This window comes from Bradyrhizobium sp. URHA0013 (genome assembly GCF_000518345.1).
Taxonomy (GTDB): domain Bacteria; phylum Pseudomonadota; class Alphaproteobacteria; order Rhizobiales; family Xanthobacteraceae; genus Bradyrhizobium.
The window spans coordinates 1,722,471-1,742,689 of sequence record NZ_KI912426.1 but is presented as its reverse complement, the minus strand read 5'-3'; the positions used below and the strand labels follow the sequence as shown (position 1 = coordinate 1,742,689).

At 63.4% G+C, this 20,219-nt stretch carries 20 protein-coding genes and 1 pseudogene; 9 read left to right on the top strand and 12 right to left on the bottom strand.

Annotated elements, in window-relative coordinates:
- Positions 1-2 precede the first annotated feature (2 nt).
- From N551_RS0128865 to N551_RS0128845, 5 genes are all read right to left on the bottom strand, one after another.
- A complete protein-coding gene (locus N551_RS0128865; RefSeq protein WP_027569884.1) occupies positions 3-722 on the bottom strand; it encodes a haloacid dehalogenase type II in 720 nt (239 codons plus the stop codon).
- 124 nt (positions 723-846) lie between these two features.
- Positions 847-1,848: a class II fructose-bisphosphatase gene (gene glpX, locus N551_RS0128860; RefSeq protein WP_007609885.1), complete on the bottom strand. Its 1,002-nt coding sequence runs from the start codon at positions 1,846-1,848 to the stop codon at positions 847-849.
- Between the two features lie 97 nt (positions 1,849-1,945).
- Positions 1,946-3,262 carry a homoserine dehydrogenase gene (locus N551_RS0128855; RefSeq protein WP_027569883.1) on the bottom strand — a complete coding sequence of 439 codons (1,317 nt, stop codon included), beginning with the start codon at positions 3,260-3,262 and terminating at the stop codon, positions 1,946-1,948.
- A 29-nt stretch (positions 3,263-3,291) separates the two neighbouring features.
- A complete protein-coding gene (locus N551_RS0128850; RefSeq protein ID WP_027569882.1) occupies positions 3,292-4,512 on the bottom strand; it encodes an LL-diaminopimelate aminotransferase in 1,221 nt (406 codons plus the stop codon).
- 216 nt (positions 4,513-4,728) lie between these two features.
- Positions 4,729-5,004, bottom strand: coding sequence for a hypothetical protein (locus tag N551_RS0128845; protein WP_027517741.1), 276 nt, complete (start codon positions 5,002-5,004; stop codon positions 4,729-4,731).
- A gap of 253 nt (positions 5,005-5,257) precedes the next feature.
- On the opposite strand from N551_RS0128845, the gene N551_RS0128840 reads away from it, so the two are divergent.
- From N551_RS0128840 to N551_RS38440, 4 genes and pseudogenes are all read left to right on the top strand, one after another.
- Positions 5,258-7,066, top strand: coding sequence for an alpha/beta hydrolase (locus N551_RS0128840; protein WP_027569881.1), 1,809 nt, complete (start codon positions 5,258-5,260; stop codon positions 7,064-7,066).
- Between the two features lie 65 nt (positions 7,067-7,131).
- Complete coding sequence (locus N551_RS0128835; protein ID WP_027569880.1) at positions 7,132-7,530, top strand: MAPEG family protein; 399 nt, start codon at positions 7,132-7,134, stop codon at positions 7,528-7,530.
- 182 nt (positions 7,531-7,712) lie between these two features.
- On the top strand, positions 7,713-8,480 hold the full coding sequence (locus N551_RS0128830; protein ID WP_027569879.1) for an outer membrane protein: 768 nt from the start codon (positions 7,713-7,715) through the stop codon (positions 8,478-8,480).
- A gap of 74 nt (positions 8,481-8,554) precedes the next feature.
- Positions 8,555-8,665: pseudogene (locus tag N551_RS38440) on the top strand (MAPEG family protein); the annotation flags it as partial.
- Between the two features lie 2 nt (positions 8,666-8,667).
- Here N551_RS38440 and N551_RS0128820 read toward each other — a convergent pair.
- From N551_RS0128820 to N551_RS0128800, 5 genes are all read right to left on the bottom strand, one after another.
- Complete coding sequence (locus tag N551_RS0128820) at positions 8,668-9,255, bottom strand: bifunctional 2-polyprenyl-6-hydroxyphenol methylase/3-demethylubiquinol 3-O-methyltransferase UbiG (RefSeq protein WP_027569878.1); 588 nt, start codon at positions 9,253-9,255, stop codon at positions 8,668-8,670.
- 14 nt (positions 9,256-9,269) lie between these two features.
- Complete coding sequence (gene argC, locus N551_RS0128815) at positions 9,270-10,316, bottom strand: N-acetyl-gamma-glutamyl-phosphate reductase (protein ID WP_027569877.1); 1,047 nt, start codon at positions 10,314-10,316, stop codon at positions 9,270-9,272.
- 99 nt (positions 10,317-10,415) lie between these two features.
- Positions 10,416-11,414: an N-acetyl-gamma-glutamyl-phosphate reductase gene (argC, locus tag N551_RS0128810; RefSeq protein WP_027569876.1), complete on the bottom strand. Its 999-nt coding sequence runs from the start codon at positions 11,412-11,414 to the stop codon at positions 10,416-10,418.
- Positions 11,411-12,079 (bottom strand): FMN-binding negative transcriptional regulator, encoded by a 669-nt coding sequence (locus N551_RS0128805; protein ID WP_027569875.1) that lies wholly within the window; start codon positions 12,077-12,079, stop codon positions 11,411-11,413. Before N551_RS0128805 ends, argC (N551_RS0128810) begins: the two co-directional genes overlap by 4 nt.
- 224 nt (positions 12,080-12,303) lie before the next feature.
- Positions 12,304-12,834, bottom strand: a complete 531-nt coding sequence (locus tag N551_RS0128800) for a DedA family protein (RefSeq protein ID WP_027569874.1) — start codon at positions 12,832-12,834, stop codon at positions 12,304-12,306.
- Between the two features lie 274 nt (positions 12,835-13,108).
- Between N551_RS0128800 and parE the strand changes: the two genes are divergently transcribed.
- From parE to N551_RS0128780, 4 genes are all read left to right on the top strand, one after another.
- Positions 13,109-15,151 (top strand): DNA topoisomerase IV subunit B, encoded by a 2,043-nt coding sequence (parE, locus tag N551_RS0128795; RefSeq protein WP_027569873.1) that lies wholly within the window; start codon positions 13,109-13,111, stop codon positions 15,149-15,151.
- Positions 15,152-15,619: 468 nt separating this feature from the next.
- The gene (locus N551_RS0128790) at positions 15,620-16,402 is read left to right on the top strand and encodes an outer membrane protein (protein ID WP_027569872.1); all 783 of its coding nucleotides are present in this window, start codon (positions 15,620-15,622) and stop codon (positions 16,400-16,402) included.
- Positions 16,403-16,623: 221 nt separating this feature from the next.
- A complete protein-coding gene (locus tag N551_RS0128785) occupies positions 16,624-16,809 on the top strand; it encodes a hypothetical protein (RefSeq protein WP_007609848.1) in 186 nt (61 codons plus the stop codon).
- Between the two features lie 21 nt (positions 16,810-16,830).
- Positions 16,831-17,601, top strand: a complete 771-nt coding sequence (locus N551_RS0128780) for an SDR family NAD(P)-dependent oxidoreductase (protein WP_027569871.1) — start codon at positions 16,831-16,833, stop codon at positions 17,599-17,601.
- A gap of 109 nt (positions 17,602-17,710) precedes the next feature.
- Here N551_RS0128780 and N551_RS0128775 read toward each other — a convergent pair whose 3' ends face one another.
- Entirely contained in the window at positions 17,711-18,478 is a 768-nt protein-coding gene (locus N551_RS0128775) for an outer membrane protein (protein ID WP_027569870.1), read from the bottom strand.
- Positions 18,479-18,657: 179 nt separating this feature from the next.
- Complete coding sequence (locus N551_RS0128770; protein ID WP_081747959.1) at positions 18,658-19,914, bottom strand: FAD-dependent oxidoreductase; 1,257 nt, start codon at positions 19,912-19,914, stop codon at positions 18,658-18,660.
- A gap of 118 nt (positions 19,915-20,032) precedes the next feature.
- Between N551_RS0128770 and N551_RS39600 the strand changes: the two genes are divergently transcribed.
- Positions 20,033-20,167: a hypothetical protein gene (locus N551_RS39600; protein WP_256379060.1), complete on the top strand. Its 135-nt coding sequence runs from the start codon at positions 20,033-20,035 to the stop codon at positions 20,165-20,167.
- Positions 20,168-20,219: the final 52 nt, after the last annotated feature.

Sequence of the window (20,219 nt, the reverse complement as noted above, 5' to 3'; positions counted from 1 at the left end):
CCCTAGCACCCGAGCTTGTCGGCGATTCCGCCAAAATCCCTGGCGACGATGTCCCAATTGCCGGTGGCCTCGAAATCGACTTTCTGGAGCGGACCGTATTCGGTTGGCCGCGCCACGAAGGCCGTCTTCAGCCCGTTCTTCTGCGCGGCGGCGAGATCGCCGTTGTGGGCGGCGACCATCATCACCTCTTCCGGCTTGAGGCACAGCAGGCGCGCGGCGCCAAGATAGGTTTCGGGATCGGGCTTGTAGTGCTCGAACAGCTCGGCCGACATGATGAGGTCCCAGGGAAGCCCTGCGAACTTCGCCATGTTGGTCAGCAGCGCGACATTGCCGTTCGACAGCGGCGAGATCACGAATTTCGTCTTCAACCGCGTCAGGCCCGCGACGCTGTCGGGCCACGGGTGCAGCCGGTGCCACCCCTTGGTGAGGTGATCGAGATCGGCTTCGGTCAGGCCTCGAATCGAAAATTGCGCGACCAGCTTTTCCAGCGAGCGGCGATGCAGATCATCGAGCATGACATAGCCGCGCTCGGGATGTTTGCGCACGTCATCCATCGAAGCCATGTACAAGCCGCGCCAGCCGTCGACCAGTGCGGTCCAGTCGGCGGAGATGCCGCGGCCCTTCGCCCACCACATGAAGTCCGTGATCAGGCTGGTGCGCCAGTCGACGACGGTGCCGAACACATCGAAGACGAGCGCTTTGACGACGGATAGATCAGACATGGGCGCTCCCCTGATTTTTTTTGTTGTCATTCCGGGACGCAACGAAGTCGCGAACCCGGAATCCAAAAGTTGTGGCGCGAGATTCCGGCTTCTCGCTTTGCGAGCCCCGGAATGACGGAGAAAATCAGTCCAAATGGAACTTCGCCAGTTCGCGGTGCTCGGCCTTGATGTAGCGTACGGTGCCGGTGACGGAACGCATCACCACCGTCTCGGTCTCGATCACGCCGTCCTTGCGGAATTTGACGCCTGACAGCAGCGAGCCCGTGGTGACGCCGGTGGCGGCGAACAGGCAGTCGCCGCGCGCCATGTCCTCGATGCCGTAGATCATCTTGGGATCGTTGACGCCCATCTTGGCGGCGCGCTCCCGCTTTTCGTCGGAGTCGAGGATGAGACGGCACTGCATCTGGCCGCCGATGCAGCGCAGCGCCACGGCCGCGAGCACGCCTTCCGGCGCGCCGCCGGTGCCGAGATACATGTCGACGCCGGTATTGTCGGGGTCGGCGCAATGGATCACGCCGGCGACGTCGCCGTCGGTGATCAGGCGCACGGCGGCGCCGGTCGAGCGCACGCTCTCGATGATGCTGGCATGGCGCGGACGGTCGAGCACGAGCACGGTGATGCCGTCCGGCTTGACGCCCTTGGCCTTGGCGAGGCGGCGGACGTTTTCGGCCGGCGTCGCATCGAGCTCGACGACGCCCTTGTCATAGCCGGGACCGATCGCGAGCTTCTGCATGTAGACGTCGGGGGCGTGCAACAGCGTGCCGCCGTCGGCCATCGCCATCGTGGCGATCGAGCCCGGCATGTTCTTGGCGCACAGCGTGGTGCCTTCGAGCGGATCGACGGCGATGTCGACCTGCGGGCCGGCGTTCATGCCGACCTTTTCGCCGATGAAGAGCATCGGCGCCTCGTCGCGCTCGCCCTCGCCGATGACGATGGTGCCCTCGATCGGCAGCTTGTTGAGCTCGCGCCGCATCGCGTCCACCGCGGCCTGATCGGCCGCCTTCTCGTTGCCGTGCCCGCGCAGACGCGCCGAAGACACCGCCGCCCGCTCCGTCACCCGCACGATCTCCAGCGTGAGAATGCGCTCGAGCAGTGCTTGCGGCGGGACTGAAATATGGGTCGACATCGGCTCACTCCTTCGAAACAGTTTTGGACGGACATCTCCGCCGCATCAACTCGTAACACCCACAGTTCGTTCGAACCGTGTCATTGCTTAAGCATGCTCAGTTCTTCTCGATCCGTATCACCTGCGGCCGTCCGCTGATCACCTTGTCCTTCTGCACGGCCGCGAGCGCGCGGCGCACGGCGTCCTCGTGCGTGGCATAGGTGATGAGGATGACGGGCACCGGGACCGCCTTCCCGTCTGCCGGCGCAGCACCGCCATTGGGATGGCGCTGCACGATCGACTCGATCGAAATCTTCTGCTCCGCCAGCCGGGTCGCGATCGCAGCCGCGGTGCCCGGGAAATCGCGTGCCAGAAGGCGGATATAGTAGCCGCCCTCGTGGCGCTCCATCGGCGCCTTCTTGGTATCGCGCAGCTGCGAAATCGGCCGGCCGAACGGATTGGCGCGGATGCCACGCGCGACGTCGGCGACGTCGGCCACGACGGCGGATGCGGTCGCAGCGCCGCCGGCACCGGGGCCGACCAGCGTGATCGGCGGGATGCCTTCGCCATCGATCGTGACCGCATTGGTGACACCCATCACCTGCGCGATCGACGAGGATTTCGGAACCATGGTCGGATGGACGCGCTGCTCGATGCCCTTGGCGGTGCGAACGGCGACGCCGAGCAGCTTGAGCCGGTAACCAAGATCGTCGGCGGCACGGAGATCTTCCGGCGCGATGGAGGAGATACCTTCGACATACACCGCGCTTTGAGCAACTTTCGTGCCGAAAGCGAGGCTGGCAAGAATGGCGAGCTTTTGCGCGGTATCGTGGCCGTCGACGTCGAACGACGGATTGGCCTCGGCATAGCCGAGCCGTTGCGCGTCCTTCAGGCATTCGGCGAAGGAAAGGCCCTCCTGCTCCATCCGGGTCAGGATGTAATTGCAGGTGCCGTTGAGGATGCCGTAGACCCGGTTGATGCCGGTTCCGGCAAGACCTTCGCGTAACGTTTTGATGACAGGGATCGCAGCGCCGACGGCTGCCTCGAAATTCAGCGCGCCGCCGTGCTTTTCGGCGGCCTTTGCCAGCTTGAGGCCGTGCTTTGCCAGCAACGCCTTGTTGGCGGTGACAACGGACTTGCCGGCGTTCAGCGCAGCTTCCACCGCCGCCAGCGCGGGATCGCCGGAGCCACCCATCAGCTCGACGAAGCAGTCGATGCCGGGATGCGTCGCAAGGGCAAGCGGATCCTTAACCCATTCGATGCCGCGCAGATCGACGCCGCGCTTCTTCGCCTTCGAGCGCGCGGTGACGGCGACCACCCGGATGCCGCGGCCGCTGCGGCCGGCAAGCACGCGCGCCTGCGTTTCAATCAGACGGACAACTTCGGCGCCCACGGTGCCGAGCCCCGCTATGCCCACTTTCAGGGGTGCAACCATGATGCCTTGGAAAACCTGCGGAAGAGAACTTAACGCCGAGTGGCGAGCGGAACGACGTTGTGCAACGTTTCGATGCCGCTTTCAAGGAAGCGGCGCACGCCGCGCGCGGCCTGCCTGATCCGTTGCTCGTTTTCCACCATGGCGATGCGGACATATCCTTCACCATGCTCGCCAAAGCCGACGCCGGGCGAGACCGCGACACCGGATTTCTCAACCATCAGGGTCGCGAACTGCATGCTGCCGACGCTGCGGAAGGCTTCCGGCAGCGGCACCCAGGCAAACATCGACGCTTCCGGCGGCGGGATCTCCCAGCCGGCACGGCCGAACGATTCCACCAGCGCGTCGCGCCGCTTGCGGTAGGTGTCGCGCATCTCCTTGATGCAATCGTCCGGTCCGTTCAGCGCGGCGGTCGCTGCGACCTGGATCGGCGTGAACGCACCGTAGTCGAGATAGGATTTGACGCGGCCGAGTGCCGCAATCACGCGCTCGTTGCCGACCGCGAAGCCCATACGCCAGCCAGCCATCGAATAGGTCTTCGACATCGAGGTGAACTCGACGGCGACGTCCATCGCGCCCGGCACCTGGAGCACCGACGGAGGCGGGTTGTTCTCGTCGAAATAGACCTCGGCATAAGCGAGATCGGACAGGATCAGGATCTCGTGCTTCTTCGCGAATGCGACCAGGTCCTTGTAGAAGTCGAGGCTCGCGACATAGGCGGTCGGGTTCGAAGGATAGCAGACGACGAGCGCCAGCGGCTTCGGGATCGAATGCACGATCGCCCGCTCGACCGCCTCGAAGAATTGCGGCGTCGGCTCCGAGGGCACCGAGCGGATCACGCCGCCCGCCATCAAGAAGCCGAAGGCGTGAATCGGGTAGCTCGGATTCGGACAAAGGATGACGTCGCCGGGCGCGGTGATCGCCTGCGCCACGTTGGCAAACCCCTCCTTGGAGCCGAGCGTCGCCACCACCTGGGTGTCGGGATTGAGCTTCACGCCGAAGCGGCGGGCGTAGTAGCCGGCCTGGGCCCGGCGCAGCCCGGGAATGCCGCGGGAGGCCGAGTAGCGGTCGGTGCGCGGCTTGCCCAGCGTCTCCTTCAGCTTCTCCAGCACGTGCGCCGGCGCCGGCAGGTCGGGATTGCCCATGCCGAGGTCGATGATGTCGGCGCCGGCATTCCGCGCGGCTGCCTTGGCCCGGTTGACCTGTTCGAACACATAAGGCGGAAGGCGGCGGATGCGGTAAAACTCTTCCATGGCTCTCTCGGCTCCGGGCAACCGGTCAGGACAGAATCGACAGGCCATAAAAGACCAGGCGGAAAGGCGCCCGCATCCCTCGCGAAAATTACTCAAGATCAAATACTTAGAGCAATTATCGACGACGTTGACTGAAGTCGTTCGCCCTGACTCTCGGCTGAACTAAGGTCTTTTAGCACGGCGAGGCGGAGGCGCCAGCGATTACCTTGCAGCGCCCTATTTCGCGTCCTTGGTGGCAACCGCCTGACGGTCGCGCGCGGCAGCAAGTTCGGCCTCGATCTTGGCGCGTTGGTCCGGCGGCATCACCGCCTGATCGCGATCCGGCGGCAGATCGTGCACCGGCAGATAGCTACCGGCCTCCCTGGGATGCGCTTGCGCATCGGAAGGCGTCATATCCGCGAGCTGGCTCGAGCAGCCGCCCAGGGCGAGCGTCGCCATCAGCAGCGCGCCACAGATCCGTCGCGACTTTTGCAGGTCCCTCAACGCCAACACCAGGGAAATCCCCACTTCGTCCCAAAGCACGGCCCCGGGCAACCTTACCCAAGTCCGCGCCCAAGCTCAAACCATTGCTGCCCAAATGGTCCGAGCGAGAAAATAGCCCCGGTCCACCAAGCCGAGCGGTGCGGCTCGATTGTGACGGAACCAAGAAAATTTATCGCACTGCAACACATCTTCGAGAGTGTTTAATGCCAAACATGCGAGCTTCGCGGTGACGAATACGGAATGAATCGTTACTGTTCTGCTCATGAGTATGGCCACGACCGATACGCCCAAACCCGAGACGAAGTTCGATGCGGAAGCCTTCGCGATAAATGTCGCGCGGGCGATGGAAAGCGGCGGCAAGGCGCTCGCCGCGTACCTGAAGCCGCGCGAGAGCGGCGAGGTGCAGGATCGTCCGCCGGCGGAGCTTACCGAGGTCGTCAAGACCTTCACTGCCGTCGCCGAATACTGGCTGTCGGATACGTCGCGGTCCTCCGTACTCCAGACCAAGCTCGCCAAGGACTATCTCGATCTCTGGGGCTCGGCGGCCCGCCGCATGGCCGGTCAGGACGCCCCGCCCGCGATCGCGCCGTCGCCGCGCGACAAGCGCTTTGCCGATCCGGAATGGAAGTCGAACCAGTTCTTCGATTTCCTGATGCAGCTCTACCTGCTCACGACCAAATTTGCGCAGGAGCTTGTGCGCGACGCCGAGGGGCTCGATCCGCTGACCCGCCGCAAGGCCGAGTTCTACGTCCAGCAGCTCACCAACGCGATGTCGCCCTCCAACTTCGTGCTGACCAATCCGGAAGTGCTGCGCGCGACGGTGGCCAGCAGCGGCGAAAATCTCGCGCGCGGGCTGAAGATGCTGGCCGAGGACATCGCCGCCGGCAAGGGCACGCTGAAGATCCGTCAGTCCAATCCGGACAATCTCGTCGTCGGCGTGAACATGGCGACGACGCCCGGCAAGGTGATCTACCAGAACGAGATGATGCAGCTGATCCAGTATGCGCCGGCGACGGAGAACGTGCTGCGCACGCCGCTCCTGATCATCCCGCCCTGGATCAACAAGTTCTACATCCTCGATCTCAAGCCGGAGAAATCCTACATCAAGTGGTGCGTCGATCAGGGCATCACCGTGTTCGTGATCTCATGGGTCAATCCCGACAAGCGGCTCGGTGCCAAGAGCTGGGAAGACTACATGAAGGAAGGCCCGCTCACGGCGATGGACGTGATCGAGAAGGTCACCGGCGAGATGAAGGTGCACACCGCCGGCTATTGCGTCGGCGGCACCATGCTCGCGACCACGCTGGCCTGGCTCGCCGAGAAGCGCCGCCAGCGCGTGGCCTCCGCGACGTTCTTCGCGGCACAGGTCGACTTCACCCATGCCGGTGATTTGCTCGTGTTCGTCGACGAGGAGCAGATCGCATCCCTCGAGCAGGACATGAAGGCGGCGGGCGTGCTCGAAGGCTCGAAGATGGCGATGGCCTTCAACATGCTGCGCTCCAACGATTTGATCTGGTCCTATGTCGTCAGCAATTACCTCAAGGGCCAGCAGCCGAGCGCGTTCGACCTGCTGCACTGGAATTCGGACGCGACGCGCATGACCGCGTCGAACCATTCTTACTATCTGCGCAATTGCTATCTGGAGAACCGGCTCTCGACCGGCACGTTGGTGCTGGACAACACCTTGCTCGATCTCTCCAAGATCATGGTGCCGATCTACAATCTCGCAACCCGCGAAGACCATATCGCGCCGGCGGAATCGGTGCTGTACGGCTCCCAGTTCTTCGGCGGCCCGGTGAAATACGTGCTGTCCGGCTCGGGCCATATCGCCGGCGTGGTCAATCCGCCCGCCTCGAACAAATACCAGTACTGGACCAACGACAACGCGAAGTCCGCCAACGTCGCCGAGTGGATGAAGGGCGCGGTCGAGCACAAGGGCTCGTGGTGGCCGGACTGGCGGCAATGGCTGGGCGCACTCGATCCCGAGGAAGTCCCGGCCCGCACGATCGGCAGCGAGGCGTTTCCCCCGATCGAGGACGCGCCCGGCAGCTATGTCAGGGTTCGCGCATAGCAGAATCTTCCGCGCTTTCGTATAAGCTCCACGCCTGCAGCAGAAATTGATGAGGGGACCGGGTTATGACGCGTGAATTGTTCTGGCTGACACTGACGGTGGTCCTGACCGGAATCCTCTGGATTCCCTACACCATCAACCGCTGCCAGATTCGCGGTCTCGGTGGCGCGATGGCCAATCCCTCGCGCACCGACAAGCCGCAATCGGAATGGGCGAACCGCCTGATGTTCGCGCATGACAACGCCGTCGAGAACCTCGTGCTGTTCGCGCCGCTGGTGCTGATCCTGAACGCGATCGACTACTCCTCGCAATGGACGGTGCTTGCTTGCGCCGTCTATTTCTGGTCGCGCGTCGCGCATCTGATCGTCTATGCGCTCGGGATCCCGGTGTTCCGCACGGTGGCCTTCACCGTCGGCTTCATCGCGCAGGCCGTGCTGGCCGTCGCGATTTTCAAGGTGGTTTGATCGGATCTCCGATGGCTTAGCGCCTGCAACAAAGGGGTGAAATGCTCGAAGGCCTGCCGCGGCCGCCGGTGTTGCCAAAGGATGACAGTGCGACAAAAACAGGGATGCGATCCCTAGGCTGACACGAAGGATCACCCATCCACAGGTATATTTGCCCATCGCATTGATGATTCGGGGCAAACATGAATTGGAAGATTGCATCCGCGCTCGCCGGCCTCTCGCTCGCGGCCGTCGCGACCCAGGCCAGTGCCGCAGATCTCGCCGCCCGTCCCTACACCAAGGCGCCGCCGATGATCGCGGCGACCTATGATTGGAGCGGCTTCTACATTGGCGCCAACGGCGGCTATGGCTCGTCGCGCAATTGCTGGGACCAGACTGTTGGTTTCGCGCCCGGCGTTGCGGAAGGCTGCCATGACGCGACGGGCGCCGTCGCCGGCGGCCAGATCGGTTATCGCTGGCAGAACAGCGCCTTCGTGTTCGGCCTCGAAGCACAGGGCGACTGGGCCGATCTCTCGGGCCGGAACACCAGCACCGTAGCCGGCGTCGCGAACCGCACCCGCGTCGATGCTTTCGGCCTGTTCACGGGCCAGGTCGGCTACGCCTGGAATAACGCACTGCTTTACGTGAAGGGCGGCGCCGCCGTCACCCGCGATCGCTACCGCGGTATCGGAACGGGTGGTCTGGCCGGAGCCGAGTTCGATCGTGCCGACGACACCCGCTGGGGCGGCACGGTCGGCATCGGCATCGAATACGGCTTCGCCCCGAACTGGTCGGTCGGCCTCGAATACGACCATCTGTTCATGGGCCGTCACGACGTCACGCTCACCTCCAACGGCGCGCTGACGCCGGTCGGCACGTTCTCACGCACCGACCGCATCGGCCAGGACGTCGATTTGATCACCGCCCGCATCAACTACAAATTCGGCGGCCCGATCATCGCGAAGTACTGAGGAAGCGTCTCGCAACCGTCATGCCCGGGACAAGCCCGGCCATGACGAGCAGCGAATGTTGCTGCTACTCGTCAGCGCAACCGATCGTCTATGCGCTCGGGATCCCGGTGTTCCGCACGGTGGCCTTCACCGTCGGCTTCATCGCGCAGGCCGTGCTGACCGTCGCGATCTTCAAGGTGGTTTGAGATCAGGCCTTGCGAACGACAAGATGCAGCATGTTCGCCGGCGTCTCGTCAAAGCTCTGGATCACGTTCCTGTCCGATGACAGCGTGATCCATGGGCCTGCGCTGGCGTAAGTCGCCTCGAGCCATTCTGGCGGCGCATAATTGTAATAGCGCCCGAGACTGTCCCGGCCGTCGCCCTCGCCCATCTTGTAGCTGGCATAGAACACGCCTGACGGCCTGAGCGCGCGATGAATCCGCGCCAGGATGCCGGTGAGTTCGTCGCGCGGCACGTGCAGGAGACAGGCGCTGGCCCAGACGCCGTCATAGGCCTCGTGCGCGTCAAGCTGGTCGAACCGCATCGCCTCGACGGCATGACCGAGCCGCTGCGACGCGATCTCGGCCATTTCAGGCGAGCCGTCGGTGGCGCGCACCGAAAAACCTTCGGCCAGCATCACCGCCGAATGATTGCCGGCGCCACAGCCGAGCTCGAGGATCGAGCCGCCGGACGGCAGCAGAGCAAGAAAGCCTCGCAGCCGCGTCGAGGGCGCCTTCGCCCAGTCCGCATAGGACCGGGCGTTGCTGCGATAGAATTGCAGAGTCCCTTCGTCCACGGCGACCACTCCGATCAGGGAAACAGCGCGATCTGCTCCAGTCCAGCGGTCTCGGGGAATCCGAACATCAGGTTCATGTTCTGGATCGCCTGACCGGCCGAGCCCTTCACCAGATTATCGAGCACCGAAATCACGATGGCGCGGTTCTTGATCCGGTCGGCGATGACACCGATCTGGACATAGTTCGAGCCGCGTACGTTCTGGGTCTGCGGCAGCACGCCCTTCTTGACGACATGCACGAACGGTTCTTTCGCGTAGGCTTTCTCGAGGGCGGCCTGCAAATCGTCCGGCGTCGCGCCGTTGAGCTTGACGTAGGACGTGCAGAGTTCGCCCCGCGACATCGGTATGAGATGCGGCGTGAAATTGACGGTCACGCTCGCGCCCGCCGCAACGCCGATCTCTTGTTCGATCTCCGGCGCATGCCGGTGCGTGCCGACCGAATATGGCGAAATCCCCTCGCCCGCCTCGCTGAACAGCGTGTTCTGTTTCAGGCCGCGTCCGGCGCCGGTGACGCCTGACTTGGCGTCGATCAGGATGTCATCGACGTCGATCAGTTTTGCTTTCGCCAGCGGCACCAGCGCCAACAACGCTGCCGTCGGATAGCAGCCGGGGCAGGCGACCAGCCGCGCCGCGGTAATCTTCTCCCGATAGAATTCGGTCAGGCCGTAGACGGCTTCGCCCTGCAACCCGAGCGCCTGATGTTCGTGGCCGTACCACTGCGCGTAGGTTTCCTTGTCGCGCAGCCGGAAATCGGCGGACATGTCGAGGACCTTGATCTTCGGGTTGGCCTTCAGCACGGCCGCGATGATCTGCTGCGTGGTGCCGTGCGGCAGTCCGCAGAACACCGCGTCGAGCTTGGTCCAGTCGACCTTTTCCCATTCCACGAGTTGGGGCAAATCCAGCATGAAGAAATGCGGAAACACCTCGCTCATGGCCTTGCCGGCATGGGTGTTGGCGGTGAGTGCCGTGATTTCCGCATTCGGATGCCGCGCCAGCAGGCGCACCGCATCGGCGCCGGTGTAGCCGGACGCGCCGAGAATGCCGATTTTCTTCAAACTCATCACACGTTCCTTTCAGGCGTCGCTGGATCGTCTTGCCGGAGTAGAAAGTTGCAGCGTCGCTTCGTCCACCGGACCCGTCTGGCAGGCAACGCTCATCGGCTACTCCTCGGCAAGGCCCAGCATCAGCCGCATGTTCTGCACGGCCGCGCCGGACGCGCCCTTGCCGAGATTGTCGAGCCGGGCGACCAGCACCGCCTGGTGGTACTTGTCGCTGGCGAAGACGTAGAGCTCGAGCGTGTTGGTCTCGTTGAGCGCTTCCGGCTCGATTCGGCCGCCCCTGGTCGCCTCGTTTTGCAGCGGCATCGCCGAGACGTACTTCGAGCCGGCGTAACGCCTTGCCAGCGCCGCCTGGAGATCGGCACTGCTGGGCTTGCCGGGCAGCGTGTCGAGCTGGAGCGGCACCGACACCAGCATGCCCTGCCGGTAGTTGCCGACCGACGGGATGAAGATCGGTCGCCGCGTCAGGTTCGAATAGAGCTGCATCTCCGGCAGATGCTTGTGCTCGAAGCCGAGGCCGTAGAGTTCGAACGAGGGCGCGCTGCCGTCCTCGAAACTCGCGATCATCGACTTGCCGCCGCCGGAATAGCCGCTCACCGCATTGACGGTGACGGGATAGTCCGCAGGCAGCAGGCCGGCATCGACGATCGGTCGCAGCAGCGCGATCGCGCCGGTCGGATAGCAGCCGGGATTGGAGACCTTCTTCGCAGCCTTGATCTTGCCAGCCTGATCCGGCGTCAGTTCCGGAAAGCCATAGGCCCAATCGGGCGCGACCCGGTACGCGGTCGATGCATCCAGCACCTTCGGGCCCGACGGCCCCATGCTGTCGATGAGCGCAACCGTTTCCCTGGCAGCATCGTCCGGCAGACAGAGGATGACGAGGTCAACCTCCTCCATCAGCGCCTTCTTGGCCGCGGGATCCTTGCGCTTGTCGTCGGCGATCGTCTTCACGACCACGTCGTTCTGCAGCTTCAGCCGCTCGTTGATGCCGAGCCCGGTGGTGCCGGAGCCACCGTCGACAAAGACGGTGGCGGGCTTTGTCGCAGCGCCGGTCTTCGGGGCATTTTTGGTGTCGACGAGGCTGGCTTCAGAAAAGGTCATGGCGCGCTCCTTTCGAGCATGTTGGTTTCGGATGCCAAGGCCTCCGGCCTGACGTCCTGCATCAATTCCGCGATCTCCCTGGCGTCGGCATGGGCTTGCGCGCCAAGCGCGTTGGCGATCGCCGTATAGTCGGCGTCGGACTTGTGCTGGTTGAGCTTGAAGCTGCCTTCGACCTCTTCAACCGTCATGACCAGACCCACGATTCCCTTCTTCAGCGCCTCGAGCCGCCCCGCCGTCATTTTGGCTGAGGTCCACGGCTTCTTCGGCAACAGCCAGCTCTCGAACTTGTCGCTGAGCGTGTCGATCTGCACGGCCAGTTCACCATCCGACAACAACCGCACCGGCCCGGTCAGATGGACCGACTGGTAGAGCCAGGTCGGCACCTGATCCGGCGAGACGTACCAGTCCGGTGACACGTAAGCATCGGGGCCGTTGACCGCGAGCAGCCAGGAGGTCGTCCCGTCCGCAAGCTTTAGCAGCGGATTGTGACGCGCGACGTGAAAGGCGGCCTGCGGCGTGCCGTCGGCGGCATAGGTCAAATAGAACGGAATTGGCGAGGCGATCGGCTTGTGGCCGTCGAACGCGCACATGGTGCCGAAGCCGCGCGTGTCGGCGAACTTCAGGCTCGCGGCGCGGTCCTGCTTGAAAAAGGGTGGCGTGTACATCGTTGTCTCCTGCTGGGCCTCCTTGGGGGCCGCCGGATCAGATCGCGCTGACAGGAGAGAGAATGCCGCGGATCGGATCCAGCGGCAAAGACGATGATCTCAAACGCGATCGATCGCCCAAACCGCTAAAGAGCGGCGGCGGCGACGGGCGAACAAAATGGTCGCGGCGTTGATCATGGCGCGGGGCTATAGGGCCAGTTGCGGTTCGCGTCAAGGTTCGGACGTCACACCACCCGCCAGATCCATTCCATGATCTTCGCGATCACGTCCCCGAACAGCAGGAGCGCCGCCGACCAGATCAGCGCCGAGACGAAATTGGCCGCCTGGAAGCTCCAATAGGGCATCTCGAAAATGCCGGCTGCGAGCGGCACGGAGGCACGCAAGGGACCGAAGAAACGGCCGATGAAGATGCTCGGCACGCCCCAGCTGCGAACGAAGGCCTCGCCCCGGGGCAGGAGTTCCGGATAGCGCGAGAGCGGCCACATCTGCGCGACCTTCTCCTTGTAGCGGTAGCCGAACCAGTAGGAGACCCAGTCGCCCAGCGCGGCGCCGATGCCGCCGGCGATCCAGACCGGATAGAAGCTGATGCCGCTCGCGCCGATCAGCGCGCCGATCGCGACCAACGCGCCCCAGGCCGGGATCAGCAGCGAGATGAAGGCGAGCGACTCCCCGAAGGCGAGCACGAACACGATGGGAGCTGCCCATGTCTGGTGAGCGCGCACAAAATCCGCCAGCGCGTGCGCAAACTGCTCCATTCAAAATAGCCTTTCCGCCCTGCCCGAAGGTGCTGCTCGATGAAAAGGACTGGTAAGCCAAGGACTTGTGTGACATCAAGTCACAAAGTCCGGTCCAGACCGGACCGGGCCGTCACATTGCCGGGAATTCGTTGGGGGTGCGGCGTAAAATCGCCGGGATTGGCTCCCAACCACACCGCCCGGCCCGCCCTGCGATAACCTTTCCAGGTCAGAAGTGGCATAGTCGGCCCAACCGATTCGCCGCTCATGCGGCCCTCAAAACGCATAAAGATATATGTCCAAGCAGTTGAAGCCCAAAGCAAAAGACGATTTTTTCGGCGGCGATGAGCCGAAGCCCCGAGCCGCCAAGGCGACCCCGCGCGCAGGCGGTGCCGAGGCCGACTACACCGCAGCCGACATCGAGGTGCTCGAAGGCCTGGAACCGGTGCGCCGCCGGCCCGGCATGTATATCGGCGGCACCGACGAGAAGGCGCTGCATCACCTCTTCGCCGAAGTCATCGACAACTCGATGGACGAGGCGCTCGCGGGGCATGCGACCTTCATCGGAGTCGAGTTGAGCGCGGACGGCTTTTTGACCGTCACGGACAACGGCCGCGGCATCCCGATCGATCCGCATCCAAAATTTCCGAAGAAGTCGGCGCTCGAAGTCATCATGTGCACGCTGCACTCGGGCGGCAAGTTCGACTCCAAGGTCTACGAGACCTCGGGCGGCCTGCACGGCGTCGGCATCTCCGTGGTGAACGCCCTCTCCTCGCTGCTCGAGGTCGAGGTCGCGCGCAGCCAGAAACTCTACCGCATGACGTTCGAGCGCGGGCACCCGAAGGGCAAGCTCGAGGATCTCGGCAAGATCAACAACCGCCGCGGAACCCGCGTGCGCTTCAAGCCGGACACCGACATCTTCGGTGCAAAGGCAGCGTTCAAGCCGCAGCGCCTGTTCAAGATGACGCGTTCGAAGGCGTATCTGTTCGGCGGCGTCGAGATCCGCTGGAATTGCGCGCCTGAACTGCTCAAGGGCGTCGACGACGTGCCGGCCGAAGCGACGTTCCACTTCCCCGGTGGCCTCAAGGATTATCTGGCGGCGGCGATCCACGCCGACACGCTGGTGCATCCCGACATCTTCTCCGGCAAGTCGGGCCGCAACGGCGCGCATGGCGCCTGCGAATGGGCGGTGGCTTGGACTGCGGATGCCGACGGCTTCCTGTCGTCCTACACCAACACCGTGCCGACGCCCGATGGCGGTACGCATGAATCCGGCCTGCGCAGCGCGCTGCTGCGAGGTCTCAAGGATCACGCCGAGCGCGTCGGCCAGGGCAAGCGCGCGTCGTCCATTACGTCTGAAGACGTGATGGTCGGCGCAGCCGTGATGCTCTCGGTATTCGTGCGCGAGCCCGAATTCCAGGGCCAGACCAAGGATCGCCTTGCCACGGCCGAAGCGCAGCGCATCGTCGAACAGGCGATGAAGGATCCGTTCGACCATTGGCTGTCGGGCAATCCGAACCAGGCCAACAGGCTGCTCGACTTCGTGGTCGATCGCGCCGAGGAGCGGTTGCGCCGCCGGCAAGAGAAGGAGACCGCGCGCAAGACCGCCGGCAAAAAGCTGCGCCTGCCGGGGAAGCTCGCCGATTGCAGCGATGCCGGTTTGGACGGCTCAGAACTCTTCATAGTCGAGGGAGACTCGGCCGGCGGCAGCGCCAAGCAGGCGCGCGACCGCAAGACCCAGGCCGTGCTGCCGCTGCGCGGCAAGATCCTCAACGTCGCCTCCGCCGGCAAGGACAAGCTGACGGCGAACACGCAGCTCGCCGACCTTGTGCAGGCGATCGGCTGCGGGATGCTCGCGCAGTATCGCGAGGAGGATCTGCGCTATCAGCGCATCATCATCATGACCGACGCCGATGTCGACGGTGCCCATATCGCTTCGCTGCTGATCACCTTCTTCTACCGGCAGATGCCGCGGCTGATCGACGAAGGCCATCTCTTCCTAGCCGTGCCGCCGCTCTACAAGCTGACCAACGGCACGAAGTCGGTCTACGCCCGCGATGACGCGCACAAGGCAGCGTTGATCAAGAGCGAGTTCAACGCCAACGCCAAGGTCGAGGTCAATCGCTTCAAAGGCCTCGGCGAAATGATGCCGGCGCAGCTCAAGGAAACCACCATGGATCCGGCCAAGCGGACCATGCTGAAAGTGGTTCTGCTCGCCGACGACCGCGACACCACGGCGGATTCGGTGGAGCGGCTGATGGGCACCAAGGCCGAAGCGCGCTTCGCGTTCATCTCGGACAAGGCCGAATTCGCCAATGACGACCTGCTGGACGTCTGATCCGCAGGCGCTGCCCGGTCGCATCCCATCAAGAGCCCCGGCATGAAGCCCGGGGCTCTTTTGTTTTTTGGGGACGACAACCGCCATTTCCCGACGATCCTGCCCGCCGAACCTGCCAACGGTCCGCCACGGCTCCGGTGATTCCCTGCCTCGTCGCATCGCGACTCGGCCAACGACTCACCGAGCCGGGCTGATGCAGGATTGCCTCCATTTCGGACAAAGCCGGATTTACTAACGAGAAGTTACCAAAATACAAATCGCAAAATTCGACCTACTGAATTGATAATACAAGACTATTTCGAATTTCCACGATGGTGCTCAGAATCCCTGCCGTGCGGCGTTTCCCGGCGACTGTGCCTGCTCTGCAACAGCATTTCGGAGAGAAGCAGGTATAGTCCGGGACATCAGATCACACGGACTTCAGTGCGCTCGCGCCTTCCAGACAGACCAAAGCTTGGGGATTTTAAGATGAAGAAGATTTTGCTCGCACTGACCGCGGTTGCCGCGATGACCGGTTCGGCCTCGGCCGCTGACCTTGGCGCCCGTCCCTACGTGAAGGCGCCGATGGCGGCTCCCGTCGCCAACTGGACCGGCTTCTACATCTTCGGCGGCGCCGGCGGCGGCCTCTCGGCCTCTGACCAGCGCGTGCAGACCACGGTTGGCGCAGTTCCCCTGACGATCGATCAGCGCCAGGGTGGCTCGGGCTGGTTCGGCACCGTCGGTCTCGGCTACGACTGGCAGTTCAGCGGCACCTGGGTCGCCGGCGTGTTCGCTGACGGTCAGTTCGGCAGCATCCGTGCTACCATTCAGGACCCGATCGCTGGAATCACTGGCAACCAGAAGCTGGAAGATTCCTGGGCCGCTGGTGTCCGCCTCGGCTGGCTGGTCGCTCCGAACGTTCTCTCCTACGTCAACGGCGGTTACTCGGGCGCTCACTTCGGCCAGACCAACTTCATGACCCTGGCCGGCGCGCCCGCCGGTATCCATCTCAACAGCTACAACCGCAATGGCTGGTTCATCGGCGGCGGCGTCGAGAACAACCTGAACATCTTCGGCATCCAGTCGCCCGGCTGGTTCATGAAGACCGAATATCGCTCGGCCTTCTACAACGCCAAGACCCAGAACGAACTGTTCGATGCTGGCAACGTCCTCGTCGGCCGCGACATCCGCGCCAACAGCTGGAACCAGACGATTTCGACCTCGCTGGTCTACCGCTTCAACTGGACCGGTCCGGTCGTCGCGAAGTACTGATCCGAACGCAAGTTCAGACGTTAAAGCCCCGGCATCGTCCGGGGCTTTTTCGTTGTACGGTGCTTCAGCGGACCTTGCGTATGGACATGCATCCGCCCTGCGGCCTGCATCAGCGGCCATTGTATCCGAACCACGGCTACGGCTAGTCTCCCGGCAAGTTTTCGGGCCGCGGCAGTGGTCATGCCGCGTCACGACAGAAGCGGACCTATGGGGAGGAATGCATGCGCAGATTTCTGCTGATCGCAGGCCTGTTTGCCCTTGCCGTCGGGCTGCTCTGGATCGGACAGGGCACGGGCACCGTCGCGTGGCCGCGATCGAGCTTCATGGTCAACCAGTTGCAATGGGCCGGCTATGGCGCAGCCATGGCCGGCTTTGGGCTGGTGCTGATCTGGCAGAGTAACCAATAGAAGAAACCAGGGAACAGCAGCATGACATCCAGTCGGTTCGATCTCCGCGGCAAGGTCGCGATCGTCACGGGAGGCAATGGCGGCATCGGGCTCGGCATGGCCCGCGGCCTCGCCGATGCCGGCGCCAACATCGCCGTGGTCGGACGCAACGAAACCAAATCGGCCGCCGCCGTGGCCGATCTCAGTCAACGCGGTGTGAAGGCGATCAGTGTTGCCACCGACGTCACCGACAAGGCGGCCATCGCCGCGATGGTCGAGCGTGTCGTCGGGGATCTCGGCCGCATCGACATCCTCATCAACAATGCCGGCATGAGCATCCGCAAGCCGCCGCACGAGCTCGAGCTCGACGAATGGAATACGGTGATCAACACCAACCTCACCAGCGCCTTCCTGTGCTCGAAGCTGGCCTATCCGGCGCTGAAGGCGTCCGGCAACGGGAAGGTGATCAACATCGGCTCGATGATGTCGATCTTCGGCGCGAGCTTCGCAACGGCCTATGCGGCGAGCAAGGGCGGTATCGTTCAGTACACGCGCGCCTGCGCCAATGCCTGGGCGCCCGACAACATCCAGGTCAATGCCATCCTTCCCGGCTGGATCGACACCGACCTGACCCGCGGTGCGCGGCAGCAGGTATCGGGATTGCACGAGCGGGTGCTGGCACGCACGCCGGCGGGGCGGTGGGGCGACATCGACGACTTCGCCGGCATCACGGTGTTCCTTGCCTCGTCCGCGTCTAACTTCGTCACCGGCACCGCGATCCCCGTCGATGGCGGGTTCTCGGTGATGGCGTAGGCCGTACGCCAGAAACCTGCACACAAAAAAGAAGCCCCGGACAATGCCGGGGCTTTTGAATTTGGGCAGTGATCGTCTTTTATGGTTGCTTGGTCGTTCGTTGACCCACTCAGTAGCGGGCGATCACAGGCGCGTCGAACTTGTAGCTGGCGCGCACGACGGCCCACTGGAGGTCGCGCGGCTTGGCATCGAAGCTGTAATTGCCCGAGGTGCCGCCGAGCTGATAGGTCTGGCTACCGAAAGCTGCGTAATTGTATTCGAGGCCGACGATCCAGTTGCGGGTGATGCCGTATTCCCAGCCGGCACCGACGGTCCAGCCGTTGGCCCAATGGGTCTGACCGCCAGAACCGGTAGCCGGACCGACCGTATCGGTGACCGACAGACGGTTGTTCACGCCGGCATAGCCGCCCTTGATGTAGAACAGGTTGTTCTGCACGGCGAAGCCCGCGCGACCAACGACGGTGGCAAGCACATTGGCGCGCCAGGAGAACACGTCATCACCCGCGCCGAACGCGGTGTTCAAGAACGAGCCCTTGTTGTCGAGGCCCGAGATCGTGCCTTCCATACCGAACACGTAGTTGTTGGCCTGCCAATTGTAGCCGATCTGGGCGCCGCCCAGGATGCCGGAGTTGCGCTGACGGTAGCCCTGCCCCGGGGTCAGATCGCCGAACGGCGCGCCGGTCCCGTTGTTGATGAACTGCTCGTTGGTCCATGCTCCGCCGATGTGACCGCCGACATAAAAGCCGGTCCAGTTGAACAGCGGCTCCGCATAGGCGGGCGCCTTCGTGTAGCGCGCACCGAGATCGGCGGCGGAAGCGGCGCCGGTCGAAACCAGAGCGGTCGTGCAGGCGAAGGCGGCAATCAACTTGTTACGCATAGTACACCCCGTGTCCTTTGATGGGTGCACGCTCACACGCAGTTCTTACTCAAATTTGAATCAAGACAGTTAAGACGCCGAATTGGCAAGCAGCGCGCCTTCAATCCATCTGAACTGTTGTACGCAGGCAACGCGCTGAGCGCGATTTAACGCCGCGTTATCCCTACCGAGTCCTTGCGCTACCGTGCCGGCGCAGCCTTCGACTGCACGTGCTCGGGCCGGACGCCGAGCGCGAGCAGACGCGCCGGAATGCCCTGGAGCCACGGCAGCGCGGTGATGAGGCGCACGATCAGCGGCACTTTCAGCGGCCGGTCGCCGCCCTGCAAGGCGCCGCTGATGATGTTGTTCTGCACGATCATCTGCATTCGCTGCGTCATCTTAACCGGGAATTCGCGGCGACGGCGCACGGCATCGAGTTCGTTCTCCGACGGGGCGCCGTTTTGCAGCTTGTCCGCCAGCAAATTTGCGGTCGCGACCGCATCCTGCACGGCGAGATTGACGCCGACGCCGCCGACCGGCGACATCGCATGTGCGGCGTCGCCGATGAGAAGCAAGCCGGGCCGCGTCCAGCGCGGCAGGCGGTTGATCGCGACGGTGAGCAGCTTGAAATCGTCGAAGCTCTTCACATCGGCAATGCCGCTCTTCAGGATCGGCGCCATGCGAACGACGTCGTCGAGCAGCGCCTGCAATCCCCTCGCCTTCACCGCGTCGTATTGCCCCTTGGCGATGACATAGGCGCATTGCCAGTAGTCGCCGCGGTCGAAGGTGATCATCATCTTGCCGGGCTCGACGCGCGCGAACACGTTCTCGGTCTCGTTCGCCTTGCGGCCGACGCGGAACCACAGCACGTCCATTGGCGCGCCGATCTCCTCGACCTCGAGGCCGGAACGCTGGCGCACGGTCGAATGCCGGCCGTCACAGGCGATGGTGAGATCGGCTTCGATGTCCACGATGCCGTCCGGCGTATTCGCCCGCACGCCGGCGATGGTCTCGCCGCGGCGGATCAGATCGACCGCTTCCGTGTTCATCATCACCTTCAGCGAGGCGAAGCGCTGGCCGGCCTCGCGCAGGAAGTTCAGGAAATCCCATTGAGGCATGAAGGCGATGAAGGGGTACTTGGTGCGGAGGCGGCTGAGATCGGCGATGCGAACGGGGGTACCGCCGAACAGGCCGTCCATCTTTTGCAAGCGCTGATGCGGCAACTTCAGGAATCCGTCGATCAGGCCGAGCTCGTCCATCACCTGGAGCGTCGAGGGATGCACGGTGTCGCCGCGGAAGTCGCGGAAGAAATCCGCATGCTTCTCCAGCACCACGACATCGATGCCGGCGCGCCCCAGAAGATAGCCGAGCATCATGCCCGCCGGTCCGCCGCCGACGATGCAACACCGCACTTTCAGCGAGGCGCCCTGGAGATTCTGCGACGTATCGGGTTTCACGGCCGGGTTCTCATTTAGGGTCAAGGTTTCTGTGCAGTGCAGCAAGCAAGATTCATTTGCCGCGATTGTGAATGGCCGTTAGCCTTTACGCCAATTCCGACTCATTCAGGAAATTGCAGTGCAGACAATCCTCATACTGCTCGGCGTCTGGATCCTGATCAACGTGCTTTTCGTCTTGATCATGATCGCACCGCGCAGGCCGGCGCTTGCGCCGGTGCGCATCGAACGGAACGGCTATCCGTACGAGGAGTAGGAGAAGCTCAAGAGCTTCATCAGGAAGCGCCGCGAGTAACAAGAAGCGCGCG

Excerpts from the sequence above, each read along its gene's own strand:
- N551_RS0128865 (WP_027569884.1), bottom strand. The coding sequence starts at position 722 with ATGTCTGATCTATCCGTCGTCAAAGCGCTCGTCTTCGATGTGTTCGGC.
- glpX (WP_007609885.1), bottom strand. The coding sequence starts at position 1,848 with ATGTCGACCCATATTTCAGTCCCGCCGCAAGCACTGCTCGAGCGCATT.
- N551_RS0128855 (WP_027569883.1), bottom strand. The coding sequence starts at position 3,262 with ATGGTTGCACCCCTGAAAGTGGGCATAGCGGGGCTCGGCACCGTGGGC.
- N551_RS0128850 (WP_027569882.1), bottom strand. The coding sequence starts at position 4,512 with ATGGAAGAGTTTTACCGCATCCGCCGCCTTCCGCCTTATGTGTTCGAA.
- N551_RS0128840 (WP_027569881.1), top strand. The coding sequence starts at position 5,258 with ATGAGTATGGCCACGACCGATACGCCCAAACCCGAGACGAAGTTCGAT.
- N551_RS0128835 (WP_027569880.1), top strand. The coding sequence starts at position 7,132 with ATGACGCGTGAATTGTTCTGGCTGACACTGACGGTGGTCCTGACCGGA.
- N551_RS0128830 (WP_027569879.1), top strand. The coding sequence starts at position 7,713 with ATGAATTGGAAGATTGCATCCGCGCTCGCCGGCCTCTCGCTCGCGGCC.
- argC (WP_027569877.1), bottom strand. The coding sequence starts at position 10,316 with ATGAGTTTGAAGAAAATCGGCATTCTCGGCGCGTCCGGCTACACCGGC.
- argC (WP_027569876.1), bottom strand. The coding sequence starts at position 11,414 with ATGACCTTTTCTGAAGCCAGCCTCGTCGACACCAAAAATGCCCCGAAG.
- N551_RS0128805 (WP_027569875.1), bottom strand. The coding sequence starts at position 12,079 with ATGTACACGCCACCCTTTTTCAAGCAGGACCGCGCCGCGAGCCTGAAG.
- N551_RS0128800 (WP_027569874.1), bottom strand. The coding sequence starts at position 12,834 with ATGGAGCAGTTTGCGCACGCGCTGGCGGATTTTGTGCGCGCTCACCAG.
- parE (WP_027569873.1), top strand. The coding sequence starts at position 13,109 with ATGTCCAAGCAGTTGAAGCCCAAAGCAAAAGACGATTTTTTCGGCGGC.
- N551_RS0128790 (WP_027569872.1), top strand. The coding sequence starts at position 15,620 with ATGAAGAAGATTTTGCTCGCACTGACCGCGGTTGCCGCGATGACCGGT.
- N551_RS0128785 (WP_007609848.1), top strand. The coding sequence starts at position 16,624 with ATGCGCAGATTTCTGCTGATCGCAGGCCTGTTTGCCCTTGCCGTCGGG.
- N551_RS0128780 (WP_027569871.1), top strand. The coding sequence starts at position 16,831 with ATGACATCCAGTCGGTTCGATCTCCGCGGCAAGGTCGCGATCGTCACG.
- N551_RS0128775 (WP_027569870.1), bottom strand. The coding sequence starts at position 18,478 with ATGCGTAACAAGTTGATTGCCGCCTTCGCCTGCACGACCGCTCTGGTT.